Source organism: Pseudomonas sp. FP1154 (genome assembly GCF_030687245.1).
Classification (GTDB): domain Bacteria; phylum Pseudomonadota; class Gammaproteobacteria; order Pseudomonadales; family Pseudomonadaceae; genus Aquipseudomonas; species Aquipseudomonas rhizophila.
In genome coordinates, this window is the sequence record NZ_CP117465.1 from 383,280 (window position 1) to 404,384 (window position 21,105).

Sequence of the window (21,105 nt, forward strand, 5' to 3'; positions counted from 1 at the left end):
TTCCAGGGACAGCGAGGCTCCCACAGGTCTTTTTGTTGCCCACAAATCCGGGATCAGGCCCAAATCCAATGTGGAAGCGAGCCTGCTCGCGATAGCGGCGTAGCAGTCAATGAAGATCTCAGTGATCGCCTCTCACTTCTTCAACGCATCATGCGCTTCCAGCGCCCGCAGGGAGTAGATATACGCCGCGCCGGCATTCAGAGAAACCGCGGTGGCCAGGGTGGCGGCGATCTCTTCGCGGGTGGCGCCGGCCTTGATGGCCGCATCGGTATGCACGCCGATGCAGCCGTCGCAGCGGGTCGTGATCGCCACGGCGATGGAGATCAGCTCCCGGGTCTTGGCATCCAGCACGTTGTTATCGGCCGCGGCTTCATCCAGGGCCATGTAGGCCTTGACCATTTTCGGATTGCTTTTGCCCAGGGCGCCGAAGGCACTTTTGATGGTGGGCAGCAGTTCGGACCAGTTGATGAACATGGGGTTGACTCCATAAAGAGGGGTAGTTGTTAAACCCTTCCAGTCTTGACCATAAATAACGCCCAAGCCTGTTGATTGATGAAAAGCGTTGCCCGTCATTGGGCTCAGGGTTCGGCCCCGACCGGCAGCAGCTTCAAGGTGCTGCGGGTATTGGCCATCACTTCTATTTCGGCCAGATGCGCCTGGTAGTACAGCCCTTCGATGTAAGACTCGGCCTGATCCGCGTAATGCGCGTCGAACGGCACGCCGCTTTGGCCGACGGGGTTGACCGTGATGCTGTGGGCCGGATCGGCAAAGTCGATAATGCGTCGGGTGGACGGGCCATAGGTCACTGGCCAGGGCGCCGGACCGATTTTGGCCGAGAGGTTGTTGGGCACTTCATGGGTACCGGGAGCAGCAAAGGGGCCGACGTTGAAGATCCGGTCCAGCGGCTTTTGCAGGCCCAGCGGATGACCGTGGGTGAGGGTGTGCGCCTTGCCCCATTGCCATTGGCTGGCATCGTCACCCAGGGTGGCCTTCAGGTGCGCCAGACTCTTGCCCCAGGCCCTCATCACCGTGTCGGCACGGGTCTCCTTGCCCGGGGTGGTGCGATCGTCCCACCAGGGCGAATCCTCTGATGCCGCCAGGCGTGGCAGCGCGGCGTCGATCACTCGGGTCGACAGCGCGGTTTCGAAGAGCCCGTCGCCCAATTCATCGTGCAGCGCGGCGTCGGCCAGGTTAAAGAGGAACTGGTTGAACAGCGTGGCGCTTATGGAGTCCAGCGGATAGTCGCCCTGCCATTGGGCCAGTTGTTCCACCCATTTGCGCTCCTGGGGGGCGCTGACCCCGTTACGCAGCACCGGCAGCAAAGGCGCGAGCAAACGCGGACCGTAGGCGGTGGTGGTGCCCAATTGCAGTTTGCGGGTGGTTTCGATGTCCCACTTGGCCTGCTTGTCGCCCAGTTGGAGGTTGAGTTTCTGGCCGCGATCGGCAAGGTTGTAGTAACCCGCAATCTCGATGCCGCTGGCCGATACCGGCTGGAAATTGGCCGACACGATGTAGCCTCGGGCCGGGTTCTCTTCCTGGGGGTTGCTGCTGAAAGGGTAGAAGCCCTCCTTTTGCGCCTCTGCGCTGCCGCCATCGAGCATGAAACCGGGCTGCACGCCGGCCGGCCGCTTGGGCAATTGCGCCGCGGCCCACCAACCGATATCGCCCTTGGCGTTGGCCCACACCACATTCAGCCCTGGCGCGTGGATCTTGGCTGACGCGCTGCGAGCCTTGGTCAGGGTGTCGGCGCGATTGAGCTGGTAGAAGGCTTCGAGGATCGGGTTGCGGCTTTCCAGGAACCCCCACCACATGGCGATAGGTGTCTTGCCGGCGTTGGCGCCGAGGGCGTCGTTGACGATCGGGCCATGGGGCGACTGGCGCAGTTGCAGCGTCACCGGCGCCTGGCCCTTGACTGCGATCTGTTGTTCGCTGCGGGTCATGTCCACCCATTGGTCGCGATACCAGACCTGCTCGGGATTATCCGGGTTGACCCGTTCGACGATCAGGTCCAGGTCGTCGTTCTGGAACATCGTGACGCTCCAGCCGAAATCCTTGTTCATGCCCAGCGTCGCAAAGGGCATCAGCGCCTGGTAGTGCCCATAAAGCTCGAAACCCGGGGCCGACAGGTGCGCCTCGTACCACACCGAGGGCGCGGAAAAGCGGATATGCGGGTCGCCCGCCAGCAACGGTTTGCCGCTGTGGGTGCGGCTGCCGGAGACCGCCCAGGCGTTGCTGCCTTCGAACTGCGGCAGGCCGTTTTCGGCCAGGGCCTGTTCACTCAGACGGGCCAGGGCGTTGAGGTCTTTCCAGTCGGCGGCGGCCAGGGGCAGGCCGCTCTTGCGAGTCTCGGCCAGCACGCCCTTGGGCTGCCAGTCGAGGTCGAAAATGTTCAGGTAGTCGCTGCCCAGCTGATCGCGCACGTAAGTCAAAAGCGGCTCGGTGCGAAACGCTGCCGCAAAACTGTAGGCCATGTAGCCGGCAATGCTCACGGTGTCCTCGGCGGTGAAAGGACGCTTGGGGATGCCCAGCACATCGAACTCCACCGGCCTGGTGTGGGTTTCCTGATAGCGGTTGATGCCATCCAGGTACGCCTGCATCGCGATCCAGGCCGGGGACTGTGGGTCCTGTTCCGTCAGATAGGTCGCGGCGCGTTCGCGAATGCGCAGGCTGCGCATCAGTTTGTCGGTGTCGAGCAGCTTCGGCCCGAGTACCTCGGCCAGTTCGCCACGGGCGAGGCGGCGCATGATCTCCATTTGAAACAGCCGGTCCTGGGCATGGACATAACCCAGGGCGCGGTACAGGTCGGTTTCGTTTTCAGCACGGATATGCGGCACGCCGCGTTCGTCGTAGCGCACGGTCACCGAGCCTTGCAGACCTTGCAGCTGCACCGTGCCCTGGCGGGTGGGCTGCTTGCTGTAGAGGTAGCCGCCCGCGACGATGATGGCGGTGACGACCAATGACAGGAAGGCGATGAGGCTGCGTTTCATGCTAAATCCTTATTGAGTGACAGCGGTCCCATGGTTTCGCTGTTTATTCCCATGTTTAACATGCCGCCGGGTGTCTGCGTATCCTTGCTTGGGGGATTTTCCCTGCGGCCTATTCTTTGGCGGATGTGTCCTGCCCCCACGGGCAATAACACCCTACCGCCAGCGTGTGGGTCGCATTCACCGCCCGGCCGCTGCTCAGGGCCTCGAGAATCGGCTCGATGAAGCTGTTGCTCGAATTGCAGGTCAGGCCTTCGCTGTAGGGGCCGAAGTACGCCAGTTTGCCGCTGCGATCCCAGATCGCCACCGCCGGGCTGGCGGGAATCTGGCTTGAGCCGGGGAGCACCGAAAGCGGTTTGAGGCTGCTCAGCGTGGTCGGCAATTGACCCTGACTGCCGGTTTTTTGGACTGCATAAAACTCGACGCCTTGGGGGGCGTATTTCTCCACCAGCTCGGAAAGGTGCTGTTGGTTGCCGACGTTACATGGGCAGGCGGGATCCCAGAAATGCACCAGGCGGATCGGGCCAGGGCCGGCCAGGCCGGGGGGGAGGTGCAAAGGGTCGCCGGAAAATACCGCCGTGTGTTCGCTGAACGCTCGCAGAAAGCGGCCCTGGAACCAGTCGTAGGCGATCCACAACACGGCGGCGCACCCGAGGGCAAGCAAGCTGGCAAGCAAGGTCGTGCGGTGGGACGGGCGCATGGAGTCGATCCTCTGAGGCCGCGTAGCTTGCCATGCCTGGCGCGACAGATGAATATCGCAGGCCTACAAAGTCTGTTTCGCGCGTTGCGCTTTTATGTGGAAATCCTATGCCCGTCAGTTTCGACCCCGATCACCTGCGTGCCAGCCTGCAACCTTTGGCTCAGTGGCAGCCGCTGTCTGCGCAGGCGCTGGATTATCAGCGGTTCTACGGCCTGGATTTTCCTCACCGCACGTTGCGCAAGGGCCTGGGGCGTTTCGAGATAGACGGATATGAGCTGGTCGGTCAGGTCTGGTGGCCGGAAAAAGCGCTAGCGACGCTGTTTCTGTTCCACGGCTATTACGACCATATGGGGTTGTACCGGCACTTGATCGAGTGGGCGCTGGAGCAGAAATTCGCCGTGATCGCCTGCGACCTGCCGGGCCACGGCCTGTCCAGTGGCGAGCGCGCCAGCATCGGTGATTTCGCCGAGTACCAGGCCACGTTGCAAGGCCTGCTGACCGAGGCCGGGACGCTGGAGCTGCCGCAACCCTGGCATCTGTGCGGACAAAGCACCGGAGGGGCCATCGTGGTTGATCACGTGCTCAACCAAGGCCAGCACAGCCCTGCCCAAGGTCAGGTCATACTGCTGTCGCCCTTGGTGCGGCCGCGGGCCTGGGGCTGGTCGCGCCTGAGTTACTACTTGCTCAAACCCTTTGTAACCGGCATCGCCCGACGTTTCAGCGAGAACTCCACCGACCCGGACTTCCTGCCATTCCTGCAAGCCGACCCGTTGCAACCGCTACGCCTGCCCACCGCGTGGGTCGGAGCGTTGGGGCAATGGATCAAGCGTATCGAAGTCGCCCCGAGCAGCCCGCGCCAGCCCTTGATCGTGCAGGGCCAGGCGGACATGACGGTGGATTGGGCGCATAACCTGCAAGTGTTGCGCAGCAAGTTCGATCGGCCCCAGGTGCTGATGTTGCCCGAAGGTCGGCATCACCTGGCGAATGAGGCGCTGGCGATGCGGCAGGAGATGTTTGGATTTCTGACGAAGCGGATGAGCCGGGTTCGGCGCTGACCGGGCTATTGCTATCGCGAGCAGGCTCGCTCCCACGCTGGTTTTTCGACCATCACAAAATCTGAGTTCACTCAAATACCCTGTGGCAGCGAGCCTGCTCGCGATAGCGGTGTCAGGGGCGCTGAAGATCTATCTATTGCCCGAGAGTCTGCCCCACCGCCAACCCCGCCCGAATCGCTGCCAAGGCCGCTTGATAATAAGCCTGGCCCTCAGCCGACTCGGCGAAGGTGGCGAACTCCTCCAGCTCGGTGTCCGTCAGGTCGCGGTAGACGTACAGCAGTGTGTTGTTCAGGTCTGCGCCGATCTGCTCCATCAGACGCTGGCGCTGACCGTTCAGCATGCCCTGGGCCTGGCCAGCACCCAGCAGGCCGGGGATCATCGAGCTCAGGCTGTCCGCCGCCACGCCGGCGATCGCCAGGCTGACTTCGGCGCCGGCCTCGCGGGCGGGCAGGGACTGGGCCAGATGACCGATGATCAATAGGCGGTTGTCGCTGACTTGCATCTTCGGCAGGCCCTTGGCGTTCTTCGCCAATTGGTCGCGACGGGTCGCCAGCAGCTCGGCTGCCACGACTTTGCGGCCCAGGGGCGACTGAAAAAAACTCAGGGCCGGGGCTGGGTCGATGAGGTTCTTGCGCAATTGCGCCTCGGCCCGCTGGTCCATGGCCTGGGGGGCAAAGCGTTGATTGCTGTTGTTGACCAGTGCCTGGAACACTGCCGGTGGCAGGCTGCTCTGGTAACGCTGCTGCGCGGCGCTCAAGGCGTCATTGAAATGCGCCCGTTGTTCCGGCCAGCCGGCGACCTTGTACAACAGGTCGTAGCTGTCTGCCCAAGCGGGCAACGCACAGAACATCAACAATGAGAAAAGCAAACGGCGCATAGGGACTCCTGTCAGCAGCCGACTATTCTCCGTGGGGTGTGGGGACTTGTCGAGAATTCGTATCAAGTTCCTGCGCCTGCGCCATCATGCGTGACAAACCCGCTGCGCGGCGCTGTCGGTTTTGCAGGCACAGGAATACTATGCGCGCCATGCAAATACCTTCTGATCACCCGCTGCTGTTACGTATCGTCGACGACCTGGCCGAGCGCGGCTGGTCGCAGCAGAATATCTTCCTGCCGGATGCGCTGACCCGCGCCTTGGCAGCCGAATGTCGCCAGCGCGCCGCCGAAGGCGAGCTGGCCCCGGCGGCGGTCGGGCGCGGGCCGTTTTCGGAGATTCGTGAAGGGATTCGGGGTGATCGTATCCAATGGATCGAGCCCGGCCAGGCGCAAGCGTGCGACCGTTACCTGGGGTTGATGGACAGTTTGCGGGAGGCGATCAATCGCGGGTTGTTCCTGGGGCTGGAGGATTTCGAAAGCCACTTCGCGCTGTACCCTCCTGGCGCCTTCTACCTCAAGCACGTCGACCGCTTTCGCGATGACGATCGACGCATGGTGTCGGCGGTGCTTTACCTCAACGACGCCTGGTTGCCGGAGCATGGCGGCCAGTTACGCATGTACCTGGACGAGGGCGTGGAGCACGACGTGGTGCCCACCGGCGGTTGTCTGGTGGTGTTCCTGTCGGGGGACATCCCCCATGAAGTCCTGCCTGCTGCGCGGGATCGCCTGTCCTTGACCGGCTGGTTCCGGCGCCGCGGCACCGAGGTGTTCTGAGCATGGAAAAGATCCTCGTCAGCCGCTGCCTGCTCGGACACCGCGTGCGCTACGACGGCGGTGCCAGTGGCCCGTTCGATCAGCTTCAACACTGGCTCGACGAAGGTCGGGTCGTGCCGCTGTGCCCGGAAGTCGCCGGCGGCTTGCCCACGCCTCGGGCGGCGGCAGAAATTCCCGGTGGGCAAGGTACGCAGGTGCTCGACGGCCAGGCGACGGTAATCACCACCGAGGGTGAAGACGTCAGTGAACAGTTTCTGTCCGGCGCGTATCAAGCGCTGGAGCGGGTGCGCGAACACGCTATCCGTATCGCCGTGCTCAAGGCCAACAGCCCGTCGTGCGGCAATCTGTTGACCTACGACGGGACGTTCAGCGGCGTGAAAGTGCCTGGTGAAGGTGTGACGGCGGCCTTGCTCAAACGTCATGGGGTGCAAGTGTTCAGTGAGTTGGAATTGGCAGAAGCTGCGGCGGCGCTCAGGGCATTGACCGACGAATAACCACCGGTAGCGACGCTCTCATCGCGGGCAAGCCTTGCTCCCACAAATCCCCTTGCCACAGGGGTTGTGTCATCTAGAGCTGCTCAGCCAGCTGCTCGATCTGTTCCTGGCGTTCCGATTGGCTCAACCGCGCCTGCGGATTAAGCGACGACCATTGCGGGTACGCTCTGGCCTTGTTCAGCGCTTCGGGCAGTTTGCCCTCGCGCCAGGTTTTATCCTGGGGTGTGGCGATGTGGATGCTGTCCATTGCCGCATGGCCGCGCTGGTTGAGGGCTTGCAACAGTTGCCGTTGGCGCAGGGCCAACAGGCGTAGCACACTGTCGTCCACTGTCAGCTCCCGCTGGCCCTTGAGCTTGCCCATCAACCTGTTCCCGTAGCTGCGGGCGGTTTGCAGGGCGCCACCGGCAATGGCGCCGGCCAGGGCGGCGGCGCCGAGGGTCAGACCGCCCACCAGCAAATCCACGCCGGCACCGGCCGCTGCGCCCGCGGCGATCCCACCACCCACACGTACACCCAGCTGTTTGAGGGTGTCGGGATTGAACAGGTCATCGCCCCAGCGGCCGTCAAGTAGAGGCAAATCGCTAGCCGCGGCGTCCTGGGGACGGAAGGCGTAGAGCTTGAGCAAGGCTTCGACGCAGCGCTGCTCCCGTTGACGTACGGCGTTGCGCAGCTCGCTGATGGCCTGTCGTTCCAGCTCGGCATCGCTGGCTACGCTGCGTCGGCAAGCGGCGCAATCGATCAGCAGTTCGGCGATCAAGCGCTGCGCGCTCTGCTGACGGGCCAGGCGTTGGGCCTGTTGATCGGCGACCAGTCGTTCCAGTTGCCCACGGGCGCTTTCCAGCAACAGGGCGAGGCTTTCATACAGGCGTCGCTCGCCATCCTCGGGCGGAGCGACGCTGTCGAAACGCACCAGAGCGTGCAGCCCCAACCGTGCCAGGGCTTCGCGCCAGTCGGGCTCGCGGTGGCTGGCGCTGCTGACGAAATTCAACACTGGCAGCAGCGGTTTGCCGCAACTGGCGAGTACTTGAAGCTCATCCCGGTACTTGGCCAGCACCGGCTCTCGCGCATCGATCACATAGAGTCCGGCATCGCTGGCGAGCAATTGTCGCAGCACTTTGGCTTCCTGTTCGAAGCGTTGTCGTGCCTCGCTGCCGTCCAGGAATCGCGCCAGGCGTGCCGGCCCGTCCAAGCGCTCACCGGGGCGCTCCAAGCGTTCGAGGTAGTCAAGCAGGGCGATGGCGTCTTCCAGGCCCGGCGTGTCGTACAGCTCCAGCAACGCTTCGCCGTCCACCGACAGGCGCGCGCCCTCGACGTGTCGGGTTGTGCTGGGGCGGTGGGACACTTCGCCGAAGCCGACGTCCCGGGTCAGTGTGCGCAGCAAGGAGGTTTTGCCCACATTGGTGTGCCCAACCACGGCCAGCTTCAGCGGCTTGGTGGGTTCAGTCATGGCCGGTCTCCAGCCAGTTCAAAGGCGCGCAGTCCGCGAAGGGCAATTGCAACTGTTGCAGCGCGTTGTGCCAATCGCCCAGGCGTTCAGCGTCCAGCGCTTGCCCGGGCGGTGCCTGCAACAACCAGATGCGGGTGGCGCCGGCGCTGCGGGCCAGTTCGGCGATCAGCGCCAGGCTGCCACGATCCGGTGAACGTCGTGGGTCGCAGGCAATCGCCAGGCGCGCGGGAGGAAAGCGTGACAATTGTTCGAGGAGCTTGTGGCGCGATTCGCGGCTGTCGAGCACTCCGGCGTTTTTCACCGTGCCTGGCAGTTTCGGTGGCCAAGGCCGGTCGTCCAGTTCGATCGCCACCAGCAGCGCACCGTCGCTTTGCAGCGCGCCAACGTCACTTTCAATTTGATGCAATTGCGCGGGCGCGGCATCGCTGATGCCCAGGCGCTCGCTACTGGGCATTAGCCGCTCCCGCAGTTGGGCATAACCTGGCAGGTTCAAGTCCAGGCGCAGCGTGGCGCGGCCGCGACGCCAGCGCCACAGGCACACCAGCGCCAGACACAGGCGCGGCAACACGCCGTAGACCAGCGTCACGCCCACCAGCCAAGCGGCCCAGGCCTGGCGGGCGCTTTCGATATTCAGCGCGGCGTCGCCACTGGCGCGAATCATCTCTTCGGTTGGCCCGCTCAAACCCAGTAGGGTGGGCAGGGCGCCGAGGGCCTGGGTCATGACGACGAAGGTCTCACCGCCGAGAATGGTGGTTTCCCATACAAAACCGTAGCGCCGGGTGGCCATCAGCATCAGTACGATGACCAGCGCGCTGAGCATCGCCAGCAGCCACAAACCATTGACCAGCGCACCGAGGGCCCAGCGATTGAGCTTGTGCCGTTGCAATAACAGCAGCAGGGCTGGCGCCAGTTGCGCAGCCTTGGCATCGCGGGCGAGTTTTTCGCTGAGCCACAACCACAGGCGCCCCAGCGTTGCACCTTGCTCACCCGCAAAGATCAGGCCCAGGGCCCAGCCGATAAGCAAGATCAGGTTTAACGCCAACAGGCTGCCCAGGGCCCAGAACACATTGACCGGCGTGCGTCCGTCGCCGAGTGCGGCAAAGCCCAGGCCAGCGCCACTGATGATGGCGAGTACAGCCATTATGATCAGCGCCAGGCGCGCCCCTTGCAGCCAGTGATGCAAGGCCTGGCTGAGCCCGTCGCGCTCGGCCAGCCAGCGGGCGCGGTGACGGATACGGCTGGATAAATCGCCACCCGCCGCGCGGGCCAGGCGATTGGCCTCCTGATCTTCGAGCGGGCCGGCGTGTTCTTCACGCAGACGTACCGTCTCGGTCAACCAGAGGTCGTGCAGTTCTGTCAGAGGCTCAGACACAGGTGCTTCCGTCGCAAATGAGGGTTGAGCATAACCGCTGTGGCCTCTGGTATCCTCGCCGGCATGAAAAAAACACTCCCTTTAAGCCTGATCGCAGCCCTCGGTGAAAACCGTGTGATCGGCGTCGACAACAGCATGCCCTGGCACTTGCCGGGGGACTTTAAATACTTCAAGGCTACCACCTTGGGCAAGCCCATCATCATGGGCCGCAAGACCTGGGACTCCCTGGGGCGGCCGCTGCCGGGGCGCTTGAACATCGTGGTCAGTCGTCAGCCTGGCCTCGTGCTGGAGGGCGCGGAAGTCTTTTCCACGCTGGAGGCAGCGGTGGAACGGGCCGAGGCGTGGGCGTTGCAGCAGGGTGTCGACGAACTGATGTTGATCGGCGGCGCCCAGCTGTACGCCCAGGCCCTGGAGCAGGCGGACCGACTGTACCTGACCCGTGTGGCGCTGAGCCCGGATGGCGATGCCTGGTTTCCGGCGTTCGATTCGAGCCAGTGGAAACAGGTGTCGAACCAGCCGAATCCGGCCGAGGGCGACAAGCCGGCCTACAGCTTTGAGGTGTGGGAAAAGCTGTAAGCCATGTGGGAGCAATCAAGCCTGCACCAACTCCCCATGCTCTTCGGCATCCAGCAAAGCCTTGTCGGTCTGCTGCATCACCTGGCTGGTGATCGCCCCGGCAGTGATCGAACCGCTGACGTTCAACGCTGTGCGGCCCATGTCGATCAGTGGCTCGACGGAAATCAGCAGCGCCACCAGTGAAACCGGCAAGCCCATGGCCGGCAGCACGATTAGCGCGGCAAATGTCGCGCCTCCACCGACACCGGCCACCCCGGCCGAGCTCAAGGTCACGATCGCTACCAGCGTCGCGAGCCACACCGGATCCAGCGGGTTGATGCCCACGGTCGGCGCGACCATCACCGCCAGCATGGCCGGGTAGAGGCCGGCGCAGCCGTTCTGGCCGATGGTGGCGCCGAACGACGCGCTGAAGCTGGCAATGGCCCGTGGAATGCCGAGGCGGCTGGTCTGGGCTTCGATACTCAGCGGGATGGTCGCGGCGCTGGAGCGGCTGGTGAAGGCGAAGGTCAGGACCGGCCATATCTTGCGGAAAAAACGTAACGGGTTGATTCCAGCGGCGGACACCAGCAGACCGTGAACCACGAACATCAGGCCCAGACCCAGGTACGACACCACCACGAAACTGCCAAGCTTGATGATGTCCTGGACGTTGGAGCCGGCCACCACTTTGGTCATCAGCGCCAGCACGCCGTACGGGGTCAGCTTCATCACCAGCCGCACCAGACGTGTCACCCAGCTTTGCAGGGTGTCGATGGCGTTGACCACTTTCTGACCTTTTTCCACGTCATCCTTGAGCAATTGCAGTGCCGCGACACCCAGGAAGGCCGCGAATATCACCACGCTGATGATCGAGGTCGGCTTGGCCCGGGCCAGGTCGGCAAAGGGGTTCTGCGGAACGAACGAGAGCAGCAACTGCGGGATATTCAGGTCTGCGACCTTGCCGGCATAGTCGCTCTGGATCACCTGCAGGCGTGCGATTTCCTGGGTGCCGGCCACCAGGCCTTCGGCGGTGAGACCGAACAGGTTGGTCAGGCCGATACCGATAAGGGCGGCGATGGCGGTGGTGAACAGCAGTGTGCCGATGGTCAGGAAGCTGATCTTGCCCAGGGATGAGGCGTTATGCAGGCGCGCTACCGCGCTGAGAATTGAAGCGAAGACCAGCGGAATCACGATCATTTGCAGCAACTGCACATAGCCGTTGCCCACCAGGTCAAACCAGCCGATCGAGGCTTTCAACACCGGGTTGCCGGCGCCGTAAATCGTGTGCAGGACGGTGCCGAACACCACGCCCAGCACCAATGCCAGCAGGACTTTTTTGGCCAGGCTCCAGGTGCTGTGACGGGTTTGCGCCAGACCAAACAGCAAGGCGAGGAACACCAGCAGATTGAGGATCAGCGGCAGATTCATCAAAAAAACTCCGATAGGACTTGTGCCAGTCGCCTGAAGCCGCGACTGCGAGGCGGGAAGCCTAACAGCCTGATATCTAATGAATTAATAATAAAAAGGTATGTAGATTGTCGTTTATGGAATAAGGCAATGACGTTTATGGGCATGCCGCTGGCGGTATCAAGACGCAAGCGGTCGCGGGCAGGAGAGAAACGTCATGAGCATTTGTTAGCGTCGAGTTCTTTGAACCTTGGAGAAACGCCGATGAAGCTTGCACCTCACCTTCTCGTTGTCGCCATGGGCCTGGGCCTCGTTGGCCAGGCGCTCGCTACTGAGCTCAAGCACTGGCCCGCGGAGCAGGCCAAGGCGCTGGACGCGATGATCGCGACCAACGCCAACAAAGGTAACTACGCGGTGTTCGACATGGACAACACCAGTTACCGCTACGACCTGGAAGAGTCGTTGCTGCCGTTCATGGAGAACAAGGGCCTCATCACCCGCGAAACCCTCGACCCATCCTTGAAGCTGATGCCGTTCAAAGACACGGCCGAACACAAGGAAAGCCTGTTCAGCTACTACTACCGTTTGTGCGAAGTGGACGACATGGTCTGCTACCCCTGGGTCGCCCAGGTGTTTTCCGGCTTTACCCTCAAAGAACTCAAAGGCTACGTTGACGAATTGATGGCTTCTGGCAAGCCGGTCCCGACCACGTATTACGACGGCGACAAGGTGGTCAACTACAACGTCAACCCGCCGAAGATTTTCACCGGTCAGGTCGAGCTGTACAACAAACTGATGGAAAACGGCATCGAGGTCTATGTCATGACCGCGGCTTCGGAAGAATTGGTGCGCATGGTCGCCGCCGATCCGAAGTACGGCTACAACCTCAAGCCGCAGAACATCATCGGCGTGACCACGTTGCTCAAGGATCGCAAGACCGGCGAACTGACCACCGCCCGCAAGCAGATCAGCAATGGCAAATATGACGAGAAGGCCAACCTGAGCCTTGAGTACACACCGTATCTGTGGACTCCGGCGACCTGGATGGCCGGCAAGCACGCGGCAATCCTGACGTACATCGACGAATGGAAAAAACCGGTGCTTGTGGCTGGCGACACCCCCAGCAGCGACGGCTACATGCTGTTCCACGATGTGAACGTGGCCAAGGGCGGCATTCACCTGTGGGTCAACCGCAAGGACAAGTACATGGACCAGATCAACGGCATGATGGCCAAGCACGCCGCGGCCCAGGCCAAGGAAGGGCTGCCAGTGACGGCGGACAAGAACTGGGTGATCGTCAAGCCGGAAGATATCCAGTAAACCCCAGGACTCCTTGTGGGAGCGAGCCTGCTCGCGATGACGGTGTGTCAGCCAACTGAGATGTTACTGAACGTTATCGCGAGCAGGCTCGCTCCACAGTTGATCATCGATGGTTTGTTTCACTGCAAAAAAATGCCCCACCTTGAGTGGGGCATTTTTATTGCTGTTTATGGACGCTTACAACCCGTCGAGCATCGCCTTGTTACGCACCGCGCCCTTGTCGGCGCTGGTGGCGAGCAGGGCATAGGCCTTGAGGGCGGTGGTGACTTTGCGCGGACGCACTTCCACCGGCTTCCAGCCTTTGTTGTCCTGTTCAACACGGCGTCCGGCCAGTTCTTCATCGCTGATCAGCAGGTTGATCGAGCGGTTCGGAATGTCGATCAGGACTTTGTCGCCGTCGCGCACCAGGCCGATGGCACCGCCAGCAGCGGCTTCCGGTGAAGCGTGGCCGATGGACAGGCCCGAGGTGCCGCCGGAGAAACGGCCATCGGTCAGCAGTGCGCAGTCTTTACCCAGTCCTTTGGACTTCAGGTAGGACGTGGGGTAAAGCATTTCCTGCATGCCCGGACCACCTTTTGGCCCTTCGTAGCGGATGATCACGATATCGCCGGCCTTCACTTCGTCGGCGAGGATCCCGCGCACGGCGCTATCCTGGCTTTCGAAAATCTTGGCGTTGCCTTCGAACACATGGATCGATTCGTCGACGCCGGCGGTTTTCACCACGCAGCCATCCAGAGCGATGTTGCCGTACAGCACAGCCAGGCCACCTTCTTTAGAGTACGCGTGCTCGACGCTGCGGATGCAGCCGTTTTCACGGTCATCGTCCAGGGTTTCCCAACGAGTCGATTGGCTGAACGCCGTTTGCGTTGGAATACCTGCCGGGCCGGCCTTGAAGAAATGATGCACGGCTTCGTCGGTGGTTTGGGTGATGTCCCACTTGGCGATGGCCTCGGCCATGGTTTTGCTGTGTACGGTCGGCAGGTCGGTGTGCAACAGGCCACCACGGGCCAGGGAGCCGAGGATGCTGAAGATCCCGCCAGCGCGGTGCACGTCTTCCATGTGGTACTTCTGGATGTTCGGCGCGACCTTGCACAGCTGCGGCACGTGACGGGACAGACGGTCGATGTCGCGCAGGTCGAAATCGATCTCGGCTTCCTGGGCGGCGGCCAGCAAATGCAGGATGGTGTTGGTGGAGCCGCCCATGGCGATGTCCAGGGTCATGGCGTTTTCGAACGCCTTGAAGTTGGCGATGTTGCGCGGCAGCACCGACTCGTCATCCTCGCCGTAGTAACGCTTGCACAGCTCGACGATGGTCCGGCCGGCCTGCAGGAACAGCTGTTCGCGATCGCTGTGGGTGGCGAGGGTCGAACCGTTGCCCGGCAGGGCCAGGCCAAGGGCTTCGGTCAGGCAGTTCATCGAGTTGGCGGTGAACATGCCGGAGCACGAACCGCAGGTCGGACAGGCGCTGCGCTCATACTCCGCGACCTTTTCGTCGGAAGCGCTGGAGTCGGCGGCGATCACCATGGCGTCCACCAGGTCAAGGCCATGGCTGGCGAGCTTGGTCTTGCCGGCTTCCATCGGGCCGCCGGAAACGAAGATCACCGGGATGTTCAGGCGCAAGGCCGCCATGAGCATGCCGGGGGTGATCTTGTCGCAGTTGGAAATGCACACGATGGCGTCGGCGCAATGGGCATTGACCATGTATTCGACGGAGTCGGCGATGATCTCGCGACTGGGCAGCGAATAAAGCATGCCGTCGTGGCCCATGGCGATACCGTCATCCACGGCAATGGTGTTGAACTCTTTGGCTACGCCACCCGCGCGTTCGATTTCCCGGGCAACCAGTTGACCCAGGTCCTTGAGGTGAACATGGCCTGGCACGAACTGGGTGAAGGAGTTGGCAATGGCGATGATCGGCTTCTTGAAGTCGTCATCCTTCATCCCCGTGGCGCGCCACAATGCACGGGCGCCGGCCATGTTGCGGCCATGGGTGGATGTTTTCGAGCGGTAATCAGGCATGGAGCACTCCGGGCGGCAAATCAGGTACGTATCAGGTATCAATGGGAAGTGAGCTTCTGTTGACGTCTGGAACACCCGGGTTTGGCCGTGTGTCCGGAAGTGGCCGATGACTTTGCAGGATCGCTGCGCGCCTCAGCATGAGCTCATAAACCCGCCGGGGATGAATGGCGATGAATGTCGCGATTCTACACCCCTGGCGTCAGGATGAAATGACGCAAAGCGCTGATCGGGTGCCAATGTCGTGCTCGGGATGACGACTGGCGATGTTCAACCCGTCAACAGCGTCCTGTGACGATGCCGGAGCAGACCATTGAGTGCCAGCCCCAGGAGGCTGAGCAACATCAGGCATAGAGCCAGGGTGGTTTGCAGGTCCAGCGGAGTGAGGCTGAGCGCGGCGCTGGTCAAACCGCCGACAATGAAGATCAGCACGCTGCCTGCCGAGGCCGATGTACCTGCTTGCTCGGGGAAGATATTCATCGCCCGGGTGTGGGCGGCCGCACGAGCAATGGTCGTTCCGGCGGTGCACACGATCATGGGCAGCAGCAGCGTGGTGACCGACAAGCCCAGATGGCTGGAGAGCCCAAGCATCAACACTCCCGCCGTCAGGATCAGGCACAGCCCCGTGAGGATTTGCGTCTGTGGGTCGATCCGGTTGCTCAGCACGGTCGCGACCGCTCCACCGCCGATATAGGCCAGCCCGTAGCCCAGCAACGTCAGCGAAAATGCCTGCGGCGACAGTTGCAGCTGGTCAATGAAAACCAGCGGTGAGATGACGATGAACGAGAAATGGCAGGAAAAAGCCAATGCTGACGTCAGCCAGTAGGCCATGAAGTTGAAGTCACTGCATACCGTCCGGTAGGACGCAATGAAGTCCGGGCGCCTGGGTTGGCTATCCGCTGGCAAAGGCTTGAGTAGAAGACTGGCGCTCAAGAACACACTGACAGCCAGGGCAATGAATACCAGGAAGCTGCCGCGCCAGCCCATCCAGCTTTGCAGTCCGGTGCCGGCCAAGGGCGAAACGGAAATGAAAATGCCGCCGCAGGTGACCAGGAAAATCCGTAATCGCTGCTGCTCCTGACCTGTAAACAGGTCCTGGATCAGTGCCTGAGAGAGCACGAAACAACCGCATCCCACGGCTTGGATGACCCGGAAAAGCAGGAAGGACCAGTAGTCATTGGCCACGACGCACCCGGTCGCGCCAATGGCCGAGACGATGATCCCGATCAGCAACAGGTTCCTTCGTCCCATGGCGTCGGAAAGCGGGCCGACCAGCAGTTGGGACATTGCGATCCCCACTGCGAACAGGCTGACAGACAGGGCAATATCGGGCGATGGACGCTCAAAGTGTTCGGACAGCGCCGGAAACGAAGGCAGCACCACATCGATGGGGAATACGCCGAGCAAGGTCAGCATCAACAATAAGCCGACAGTGGCCGTTTTGCGTGTGGCGAGATCATGAGTGTCAGCCATCGAGAAACCCCGCCTGGAAGAACCTCTGCCGATTGGGGCCGTCTTCGAAGAAACCTGCCTGCTGCATGGCTGTGAAGGTCGAGACTGCCCCCGAGCGAACTCGCTGGGCGTGAGCGTCCGGTTGCAGGAGGTTTGCAACGATCTTCAACGCGTCCTGTTCGTCAAAGCCGACGCTGGCGAGGCTGCGCGTTAACCAAGGGATGTCGGGCTCGAAGTAAAGGCCGATGATGTCCAGCAGCAGCTTTGCGGCCAGAGCACGCTGGTCAGGGGCCAGGGCGGACCACAGATACTGGAACACCTCGCTGAAATAGCGACTATGGCGTGCCTCGTCCTCGAGATGATCCCTGAGCATCTGGTAAACCGTGGAGACCAAGGTCTCGCGGGTAATGGACAGCAGCTCCTTGGCGATGATCGTTTCGGAAACGAACCCCAGCAGAAACCACGCCAGAGGGCGATCCGGGGGGCTTGTGGCTTCGATCACGCCCACCAGGCGGTCGATGCGCCTGGGGAGCGAGCGGTCGCGGATGTCGTACAGGGCGACGATCTGTTCGGCCACTTCATTGGAAAACAGTGCGTGGTAACCCTCGTCGGTGTAGAGCTGCAGGGCGGCGGTTTTCATCTGGCTGGGGATGGGTACGCTCAGTTCGCCATGGACGATGGTTTCCACTGCGCGATTGACCACCCGGTGTTCGAGCAAGGTGGTGTAGTCGAGGAAGTACACCAGGTGATTGGCCGCCAGGCGTTGGGCAATGGCGCGCCCCGCCTTATTGATCAGCGGATGTTCGATATAGGGTATGAAGGCTGGCGCAAACCAGTCCCGACTGGCGAGTTGATGCTCCAGATCGTCGGGTAGGCGGTAGTGGTTTTTGCGCACGCGCACCGCAGCTTTGTTATCCCAGTCGCCCAAGGTGTAGCGCGGCCTCTGAGTGAAGGTCATGATGCAGAGTCCTGGCCATTGACCAGCGCCATCAGCGCCTGGCAGTGGACCTGCCCATCGCCATGACCGCAACCGACAAAAAACAACGGCTGTTCGGGAGTGTCTTCAAGGTCAAGCAGCCGTTCTACCTGACGGTCGCTCAATGCCCCGGTCAGCCAGGTCTTGAGGCCCAGCGCAGTCGCCACCATCAAAAAGGTCTGGGACATGTGGCCCGTTTCGACAAACGCCATTCGATAGGCGCGCGAGTGTTCGTACTTCCACCAGAGCTTGTCGAAGCGCGAAGTGATGAATAGCCCGAATGGCAACGGATTGATGAAGTGCTGTCCGGCTAACAATTGGCCCAGGGGTTCATCCGGAAGTGATCGGATCAGGCTCAAGGCATGTTCGGCCGGGTGGTAGGCGTAGATTCCCGGTTCCAGCCCGGCCACGTGACGCACGTACAGGTAACCTTCGCAGGCATTCAGGCCGCCGCCCGAGGGGCTACTGCGTCGCGCGCCCAGCGTTTCGGGATGACCGGTCTCGTGAGCAAAAGGGCGCTCGTTCAGGTAACCCAGGGTCAGGTAGAGGAGGGTGCTGACCTGCTCGATTGAAATGGCTCGTTCGCTGAATGAGCGAGAGGTGCTTCGACTGACAAGCGTCTGCCCCAGCGAAACGTCCTCGATGTCGACCAGGGAGCAGGGCGTCAAGGCAATCAGGTCAACCGGGCACGGTTTTATGCGGCAGGCCGGCGGCGGTGATGATAGAACCTCTTGGCAATGCTGCAGGTACAGGGTTGCCCATTCCTCGACATTTTGGGGAACACTTTCGCAAGGAATATTTTTTGTGCCGATATGAAATATTCTGGATAACTCGTCCCATCGCCATTCGAGGGCTTCCTTGGGTTCTGCAGTCAATATGCCGGCATTCAGGAATTCAATGTCGATGGGGTTGCAAGTGTCGAAGTGTGAAGGGTTGTGAATAAGTTGTGCCAGTCGCGTTGAATAATGCAGATCGAGCTCGAACTGAGTGTGCTGCTCATAGTTCCATACAATCTGGTGCGGCGGGCGCGCAAGTATGAAAACGCACGGATTTATATGCATTAAGGTTTTCCGCTGAGGGGGCGAGCATGGATGGGCTGAGGCGCCGGCACTCCTCAGCTCCACCCTTTACTTACTTAGCAGCCTGTTGGAACAATCAGGCCGGCCAGGTTTGCGATCTTGTTAGCTTCCAGATTGATTGCTTTCATGATACAGCTCCTTTTTTGAATAAGAGGTTTGAATAAATGTTGTTTTTTTCGAGGGTCATCACTTGCGAAGTGACAGTTCAATCATAGTTTTTAATGAGTGCTTGGCAAGCGGATATTGAGTAGGAAAGTTCCAGTAATAATGTGGGATGACTCATACAAAAAGTTATTTTGTAGGCTTTTGCTTAAGCGCTCGGTAACTTTTCACACGTGCAAAAAAAACGCAGCCAGGGCTGCGTTTAATAAGGGTCAGCAAATGATTCAGCTGTTGGGCAGCAACCGGCAGGTGATGCTCTTGATGTAGCGGGTCTCGGCGATGGCTGGGTGTACCGGATGGTCCGGTCCCTGGCCCCCGCGTTCGAGCAGCTGGATGTTGCGGTCCAGGTGCCGGGCGCTGGTCAGCAGGATGTTTTGCAGGTCGTCTTCGGGCAGGTGCATCGAGCACGAAGCGCTGACCAGGATGCCATCCTTGCTGAGCAGGCGCATGGCCTGTTCGTTGAGGCGGCGATAGGCGCCTTCACCGTTTTTCAGGTCTTTCTTGCGCTTGATGAACGCTGGCGGGTCGGCAACGATGACGTCGAAACGCTCTTCACTGGCCTTGAGTTCTTTCAGGGCTTCGAACACGTCGCCTTCAATGCAGGTCAGCTTTTCGGCAAAGCCATTCAACGCCGCGTTGCGCTCTACGCCATCGAGGGCGAAGGCCGAGGCGTCGACGCAGAATACTTCGCTGGCACCGAACGCCGCGGCCTGCACGCCCCAACCGCCGATGTAGCTGAACAGATCCAGTACGCGCTTGCCTTTGGCATACGGCGCCAGGCGTGCGCGGTTCATGCGGTGGTCGTAGAACCAGCCGGTTTTCTGACCTGCCATGACTGGAGCTTCGAACTTCACGCCGTTCTCTTCCAGGGCGACCCACTCCGGTACGAGGCCGAACACTGTCTCGACGTAGCGGTTCAGGCCTTCGGCATCGCGGGCGGCGGAATCGTTCTTGAACAGGATGCCGCTGGGCTTGAGCACCTGGGTCAGGGCGGCGATCACGTCGTCCTTGTGGGCTTCCATGGTGGCCGAGGCGATCTGCACCACCAGGATGTCGCCGAAACGGTCGACTACAAGGCCAGGCAGCAGGTCGGAGTCGCCGTAGACCAGGCGATAGAACGGCTTGTCGAACAAGCGCTCACGCAACGACAGCGCCACGTTGAGACGATGCACCAGCAGGGATTTGTCCAGCGGCAGCTTCACGTCACGGGACAGCAGGCGGGCGCAGATCAGGTTGTTGGGGCTCATCGCGACGATGCCCAACGGCTTGCCGCCAGCGGCTTCGAGGATGGCCTGGTCGCCGGCCTTGAAGCCGTGCAGCGGGGTAGCGGCTACATCGATTTCGTTGCTGTAGACCCACAGATGGCCGGCGCGCAGGCGACGGTCGGCGTTGGCTTTGAGGCGCAGGCTGGGCAGGGACATGACGTCGCTCCGGAAAAAAGAGCGGGAGTATAGCGTGTTGCGGCCTGTGCGGGGCTTGTGATGGACATGTGGCGCGATTTGCCCGACGGTGTATCGGATCCATCTTTAAGGGTTAGAATCGCCGCCTGACCCAGAGTGTATGCCCATGTCCCAAGAGCTTTCCGCCGAACAGATCCAACAGTCCCTGCAAGGCATCAGTGTGCCGCCCCAGCCGCAGATCATGGTGGATCTGCAGATGGAGCAGTACATGCCTGATCCGGACCTGGAGACCATTGCCAAGCTGATCTCCCATGACCCGGGCCTCTCGGGTGCCTTGCTCAAGATCGTCAATTCGCCGTACTACGGCCTGCGCAACAAGATCACTTCGATCCAGCGCGCGGTGAACCTGCTGGGCAGCCGTTCGATCATCAACCTGATCAACGCGCAGTCGATCAAGGGCGAGCTGCACGATGATGCCATCGTCACCCTCAATCGCTTCTGGGATACGGCCCAGGACGTGGCGATGACCTGCCTGACCCTGGCCAAGCGCGTCGGTCTGGAAAACGGTGATGAAGCCTACGCCTTGGGGCTGTTCCATGATTGCGGCGTGCCGTTGATGCTCAAGCAGTTCCCCAACTACATGAGTGTGCTGGAGCAGGCCTACGCCAATGCCAGCGCCGAGTGCCGGGTGGTGGACACCGAGAACCGCGAATTCAACACCAACCATGCGGTGGTCGGGTACTACACTTCCAAATCCTGGCGCCTGCCGGACCATGTCAGCCAGGCCATCGCCAACCATCACAACGCCCTGGCGATTTTCAGCGATGAGACGTCACGCAACAACAGTCAGCTGAAAAACCTGCTGGCGATCCTGAAAATGTCCGAAAACATCTGCTCATCGCACCGGGTCCTGGGCAATCAGCCGGTCGATCATGAGTGGGCCTGTGTCGGCGCTCTGGTGCTCGATTACATCGGTTTGTCGGAATACGATTTCCAGACCCAGAAGCAGGAAATTCGCGACCTCGCCACGCGCTAA

At 61.3% G+C, this 21,105-nt stretch carries 18 protein-coding genes; 6 read left to right on the forward strand and 12 right to left on the reverse strand.

Translation table 11 applies throughout. From position 1 onward, the window contains the following. Positions 1–132: 132 nt before the first annotated feature. From PSH91_RS01715 to PSH91_RS01725, 3 genes are all read right to left on the reverse strand, one after another. On the reverse strand, positions 133–474 hold the full coding sequence (locus tag PSH91_RS01715) for a carboxymuconolactone decarboxylase family protein (protein WP_047226049.1): 342 nt from the start codon (positions 472–474) through the stop codon (positions 133–135). A 104-nt stretch (positions 475–578) separates the two neighbouring features. Further along, on the reverse strand, positions 579–2,987 hold the full coding sequence (locus PSH91_RS01720; RefSeq protein ID WP_305467112.1) for a penicillin acylase family protein: 2,409 nt from the start codon (positions 2,985–2,987) through the stop codon (positions 579–581). Between the two features lie 109 nt (positions 2,988–3,096). Beyond that, on the reverse strand, positions 3,097–3,684 hold the full coding sequence (locus PSH91_RS01725; RefSeq protein WP_305467114.1) for a DUF6436 domain-containing protein: 588 nt from the start codon (positions 3,682–3,684) through the stop codon (positions 3,097–3,099). A gap of 107 nt (positions 3,685–3,791) precedes the next feature. On the opposite strand from PSH91_RS01725, the gene PSH91_RS01730 reads away from it, so the two are divergent. Next, positions 3,792–4,739 (forward strand): alpha/beta hydrolase, encoded by a 948-nt coding sequence (locus tag PSH91_RS01730; protein WP_076383048.1) that lies wholly within the window; start codon positions 3,792–3,794, stop codon positions 4,737–4,739. A gap of 133 nt (positions 4,740–4,872) precedes the next feature. Here the strand turns inward: PSH91_RS01730 and PSH91_RS01735 are convergent, their stop codons facing one another. Beyond that, the gene (locus PSH91_RS01735) at positions 4,873–5,616 is read right to left on the reverse strand and encodes a hypothetical protein (protein ID WP_305467116.1); all 744 of its coding nucleotides are present in this window, start codon (positions 5,614–5,616) and stop codon (positions 4,873–4,875) included. 140 nt (positions 5,617–5,756) lie between these two features. Between PSH91_RS01735 and PSH91_RS01740 the strand changes: the two genes are divergently transcribed. After that, positions 5,757–6,389, forward strand: a complete 633-nt coding sequence (locus PSH91_RS01740; RefSeq protein ID WP_076383047.1) for a 2OG-Fe(II) oxygenase — start codon at positions 5,757–5,759, stop codon at positions 6,387–6,389. Positions 6,390–6,391: 2 nt separating this feature from the next. Further along, a complete protein-coding gene (locus PSH91_RS01745; protein WP_076383046.1) occupies positions 6,392–6,883 on the forward strand; it encodes a DUF523 domain-containing protein in 492 nt (163 codons plus the stop codon). A gap of 73 nt (positions 6,884–6,956) precedes the next feature. Here PSH91_RS01745 and PSH91_RS01750 read toward each other — a convergent pair whose 3' ends face one another. Next, on the reverse strand, positions 6,957–8,330 hold the full coding sequence (locus PSH91_RS01750; protein WP_160893846.1) for a GTPase/DUF3482 domain-containing protein: 1,374 nt from the start codon (positions 8,328–8,330) through the stop codon (positions 6,957–6,959). After that, positions 8,323–9,690 carry a DUF2868 domain-containing protein gene (locus PSH91_RS01755; protein ID WP_305468488.1) on the reverse strand — a complete coding sequence of 456 codons (1,368 nt, stop codon included), beginning with the start codon at positions 9,688–9,690 and terminating at the stop codon, positions 8,323–8,325. Before PSH91_RS01755 ends, PSH91_RS01750 begins: the two co-directional genes overlap by 8 nt. A 75-nt stretch (positions 9,691–9,765) precedes the next feature. Here PSH91_RS01755 and PSH91_RS01760 point away from each other — a divergent pair, with 75 nt between their 5' ends. Continuing rightward, positions 9,766–10,278 carry a dihydrofolate reductase gene (locus tag PSH91_RS01760; protein WP_047226191.1) on the forward strand — a complete coding sequence of 171 codons (513 nt, stop codon included), beginning with the start codon at positions 9,766–9,768 and terminating at the stop codon, positions 10,276–10,278. 15 nt (positions 10,279–10,293) lie between these two features. Here PSH91_RS01760 and PSH91_RS01765 read toward each other — a convergent pair whose 3' ends face one another. Beyond that, a complete protein-coding gene (locus PSH91_RS01765; RefSeq protein WP_274091164.1) occupies positions 10,294–11,685 on the reverse strand; it encodes an L-cystine transporter in 1,392 nt (463 codons plus the stop codon). A 243-nt stretch (positions 11,686–11,928) separates the two neighbouring features. Between PSH91_RS01765 and PSH91_RS01770 the strand changes: the two genes are divergently transcribed. Further along, entirely contained in the window at positions 11,929–12,984 is a 1,056-nt protein-coding gene (locus tag PSH91_RS01770) for a haloacid dehalogenase-like hydrolase (RefSeq protein WP_288911925.1), read from the forward strand. Positions 12,985–13,161: 177 nt separating this feature from the next. On the opposite strand, the gene ilvD is transcribed toward PSH91_RS01770, so the two are convergent. The 5 genes from ilvD to PSH91_RS01795 all read right to left on the reverse strand — a co-directional run bounded on the left by ilvD (position 13,162) and on the right by PSH91_RS01795 (position 20,090). After that, a complete protein-coding gene (gene ilvD / locus PSH91_RS01775; RefSeq protein ID WP_047226039.1) occupies positions 13,162–15,003 on the reverse strand; it encodes a dihydroxy-acid dehydratase in 1,842 nt (613 codons plus the stop codon). A 267-nt stretch (positions 15,004–15,270) separates the two neighbouring features. Then, positions 15,271–16,473 (reverse strand): MFS transporter, encoded by a 1,203-nt coding sequence (locus PSH91_RS01780; RefSeq protein WP_281459630.1) that lies wholly within the window; start codon positions 16,471–16,473, stop codon positions 15,271–15,273. Then, positions 16,466–17,410, reverse strand: coding sequence for a diiron oxygenase (locus PSH91_RS01785; protein WP_047226037.1), 945 nt, complete (start codon positions 17,408–17,410; stop codon positions 16,466–16,468). The genes PSH91_RS01780 and PSH91_RS01785 overlap by 8 nt, the downstream gene beginning before the upstream one ends. Beyond that, positions 17,407–18,489, reverse strand: a complete 1,083-nt coding sequence (locus tag PSH91_RS01790; protein WP_305467125.1) for a SagB family peptide dehydrogenase — start codon at positions 18,487–18,489, stop codon at positions 17,407–17,409. Before PSH91_RS01790 ends, PSH91_RS01785 begins: the two co-directional genes overlap by 4 nt. A gap of 404 nt (positions 18,490–18,893) precedes the next feature. Further along, positions 18,894–20,090 (reverse strand): class I SAM-dependent rRNA methyltransferase, encoded by a 1,197-nt coding sequence (locus PSH91_RS01795; RefSeq protein WP_047226035.1) that lies wholly within the window; start codon positions 20,088–20,090, stop codon positions 18,894–18,896. Between the two features lie 199 nt (positions 20,091–20,289). On the opposite strand from PSH91_RS01795, the gene PSH91_RS01800 reads away from it, so the two are divergent. Continuing rightward, on the forward strand, positions 20,290–21,105 hold the full coding sequence (locus PSH91_RS01800; RefSeq protein WP_171061309.1) for an HDOD domain-containing protein: 816 nt from the start codon (positions 20,290–20,292) through the stop codon (positions 21,103–21,105).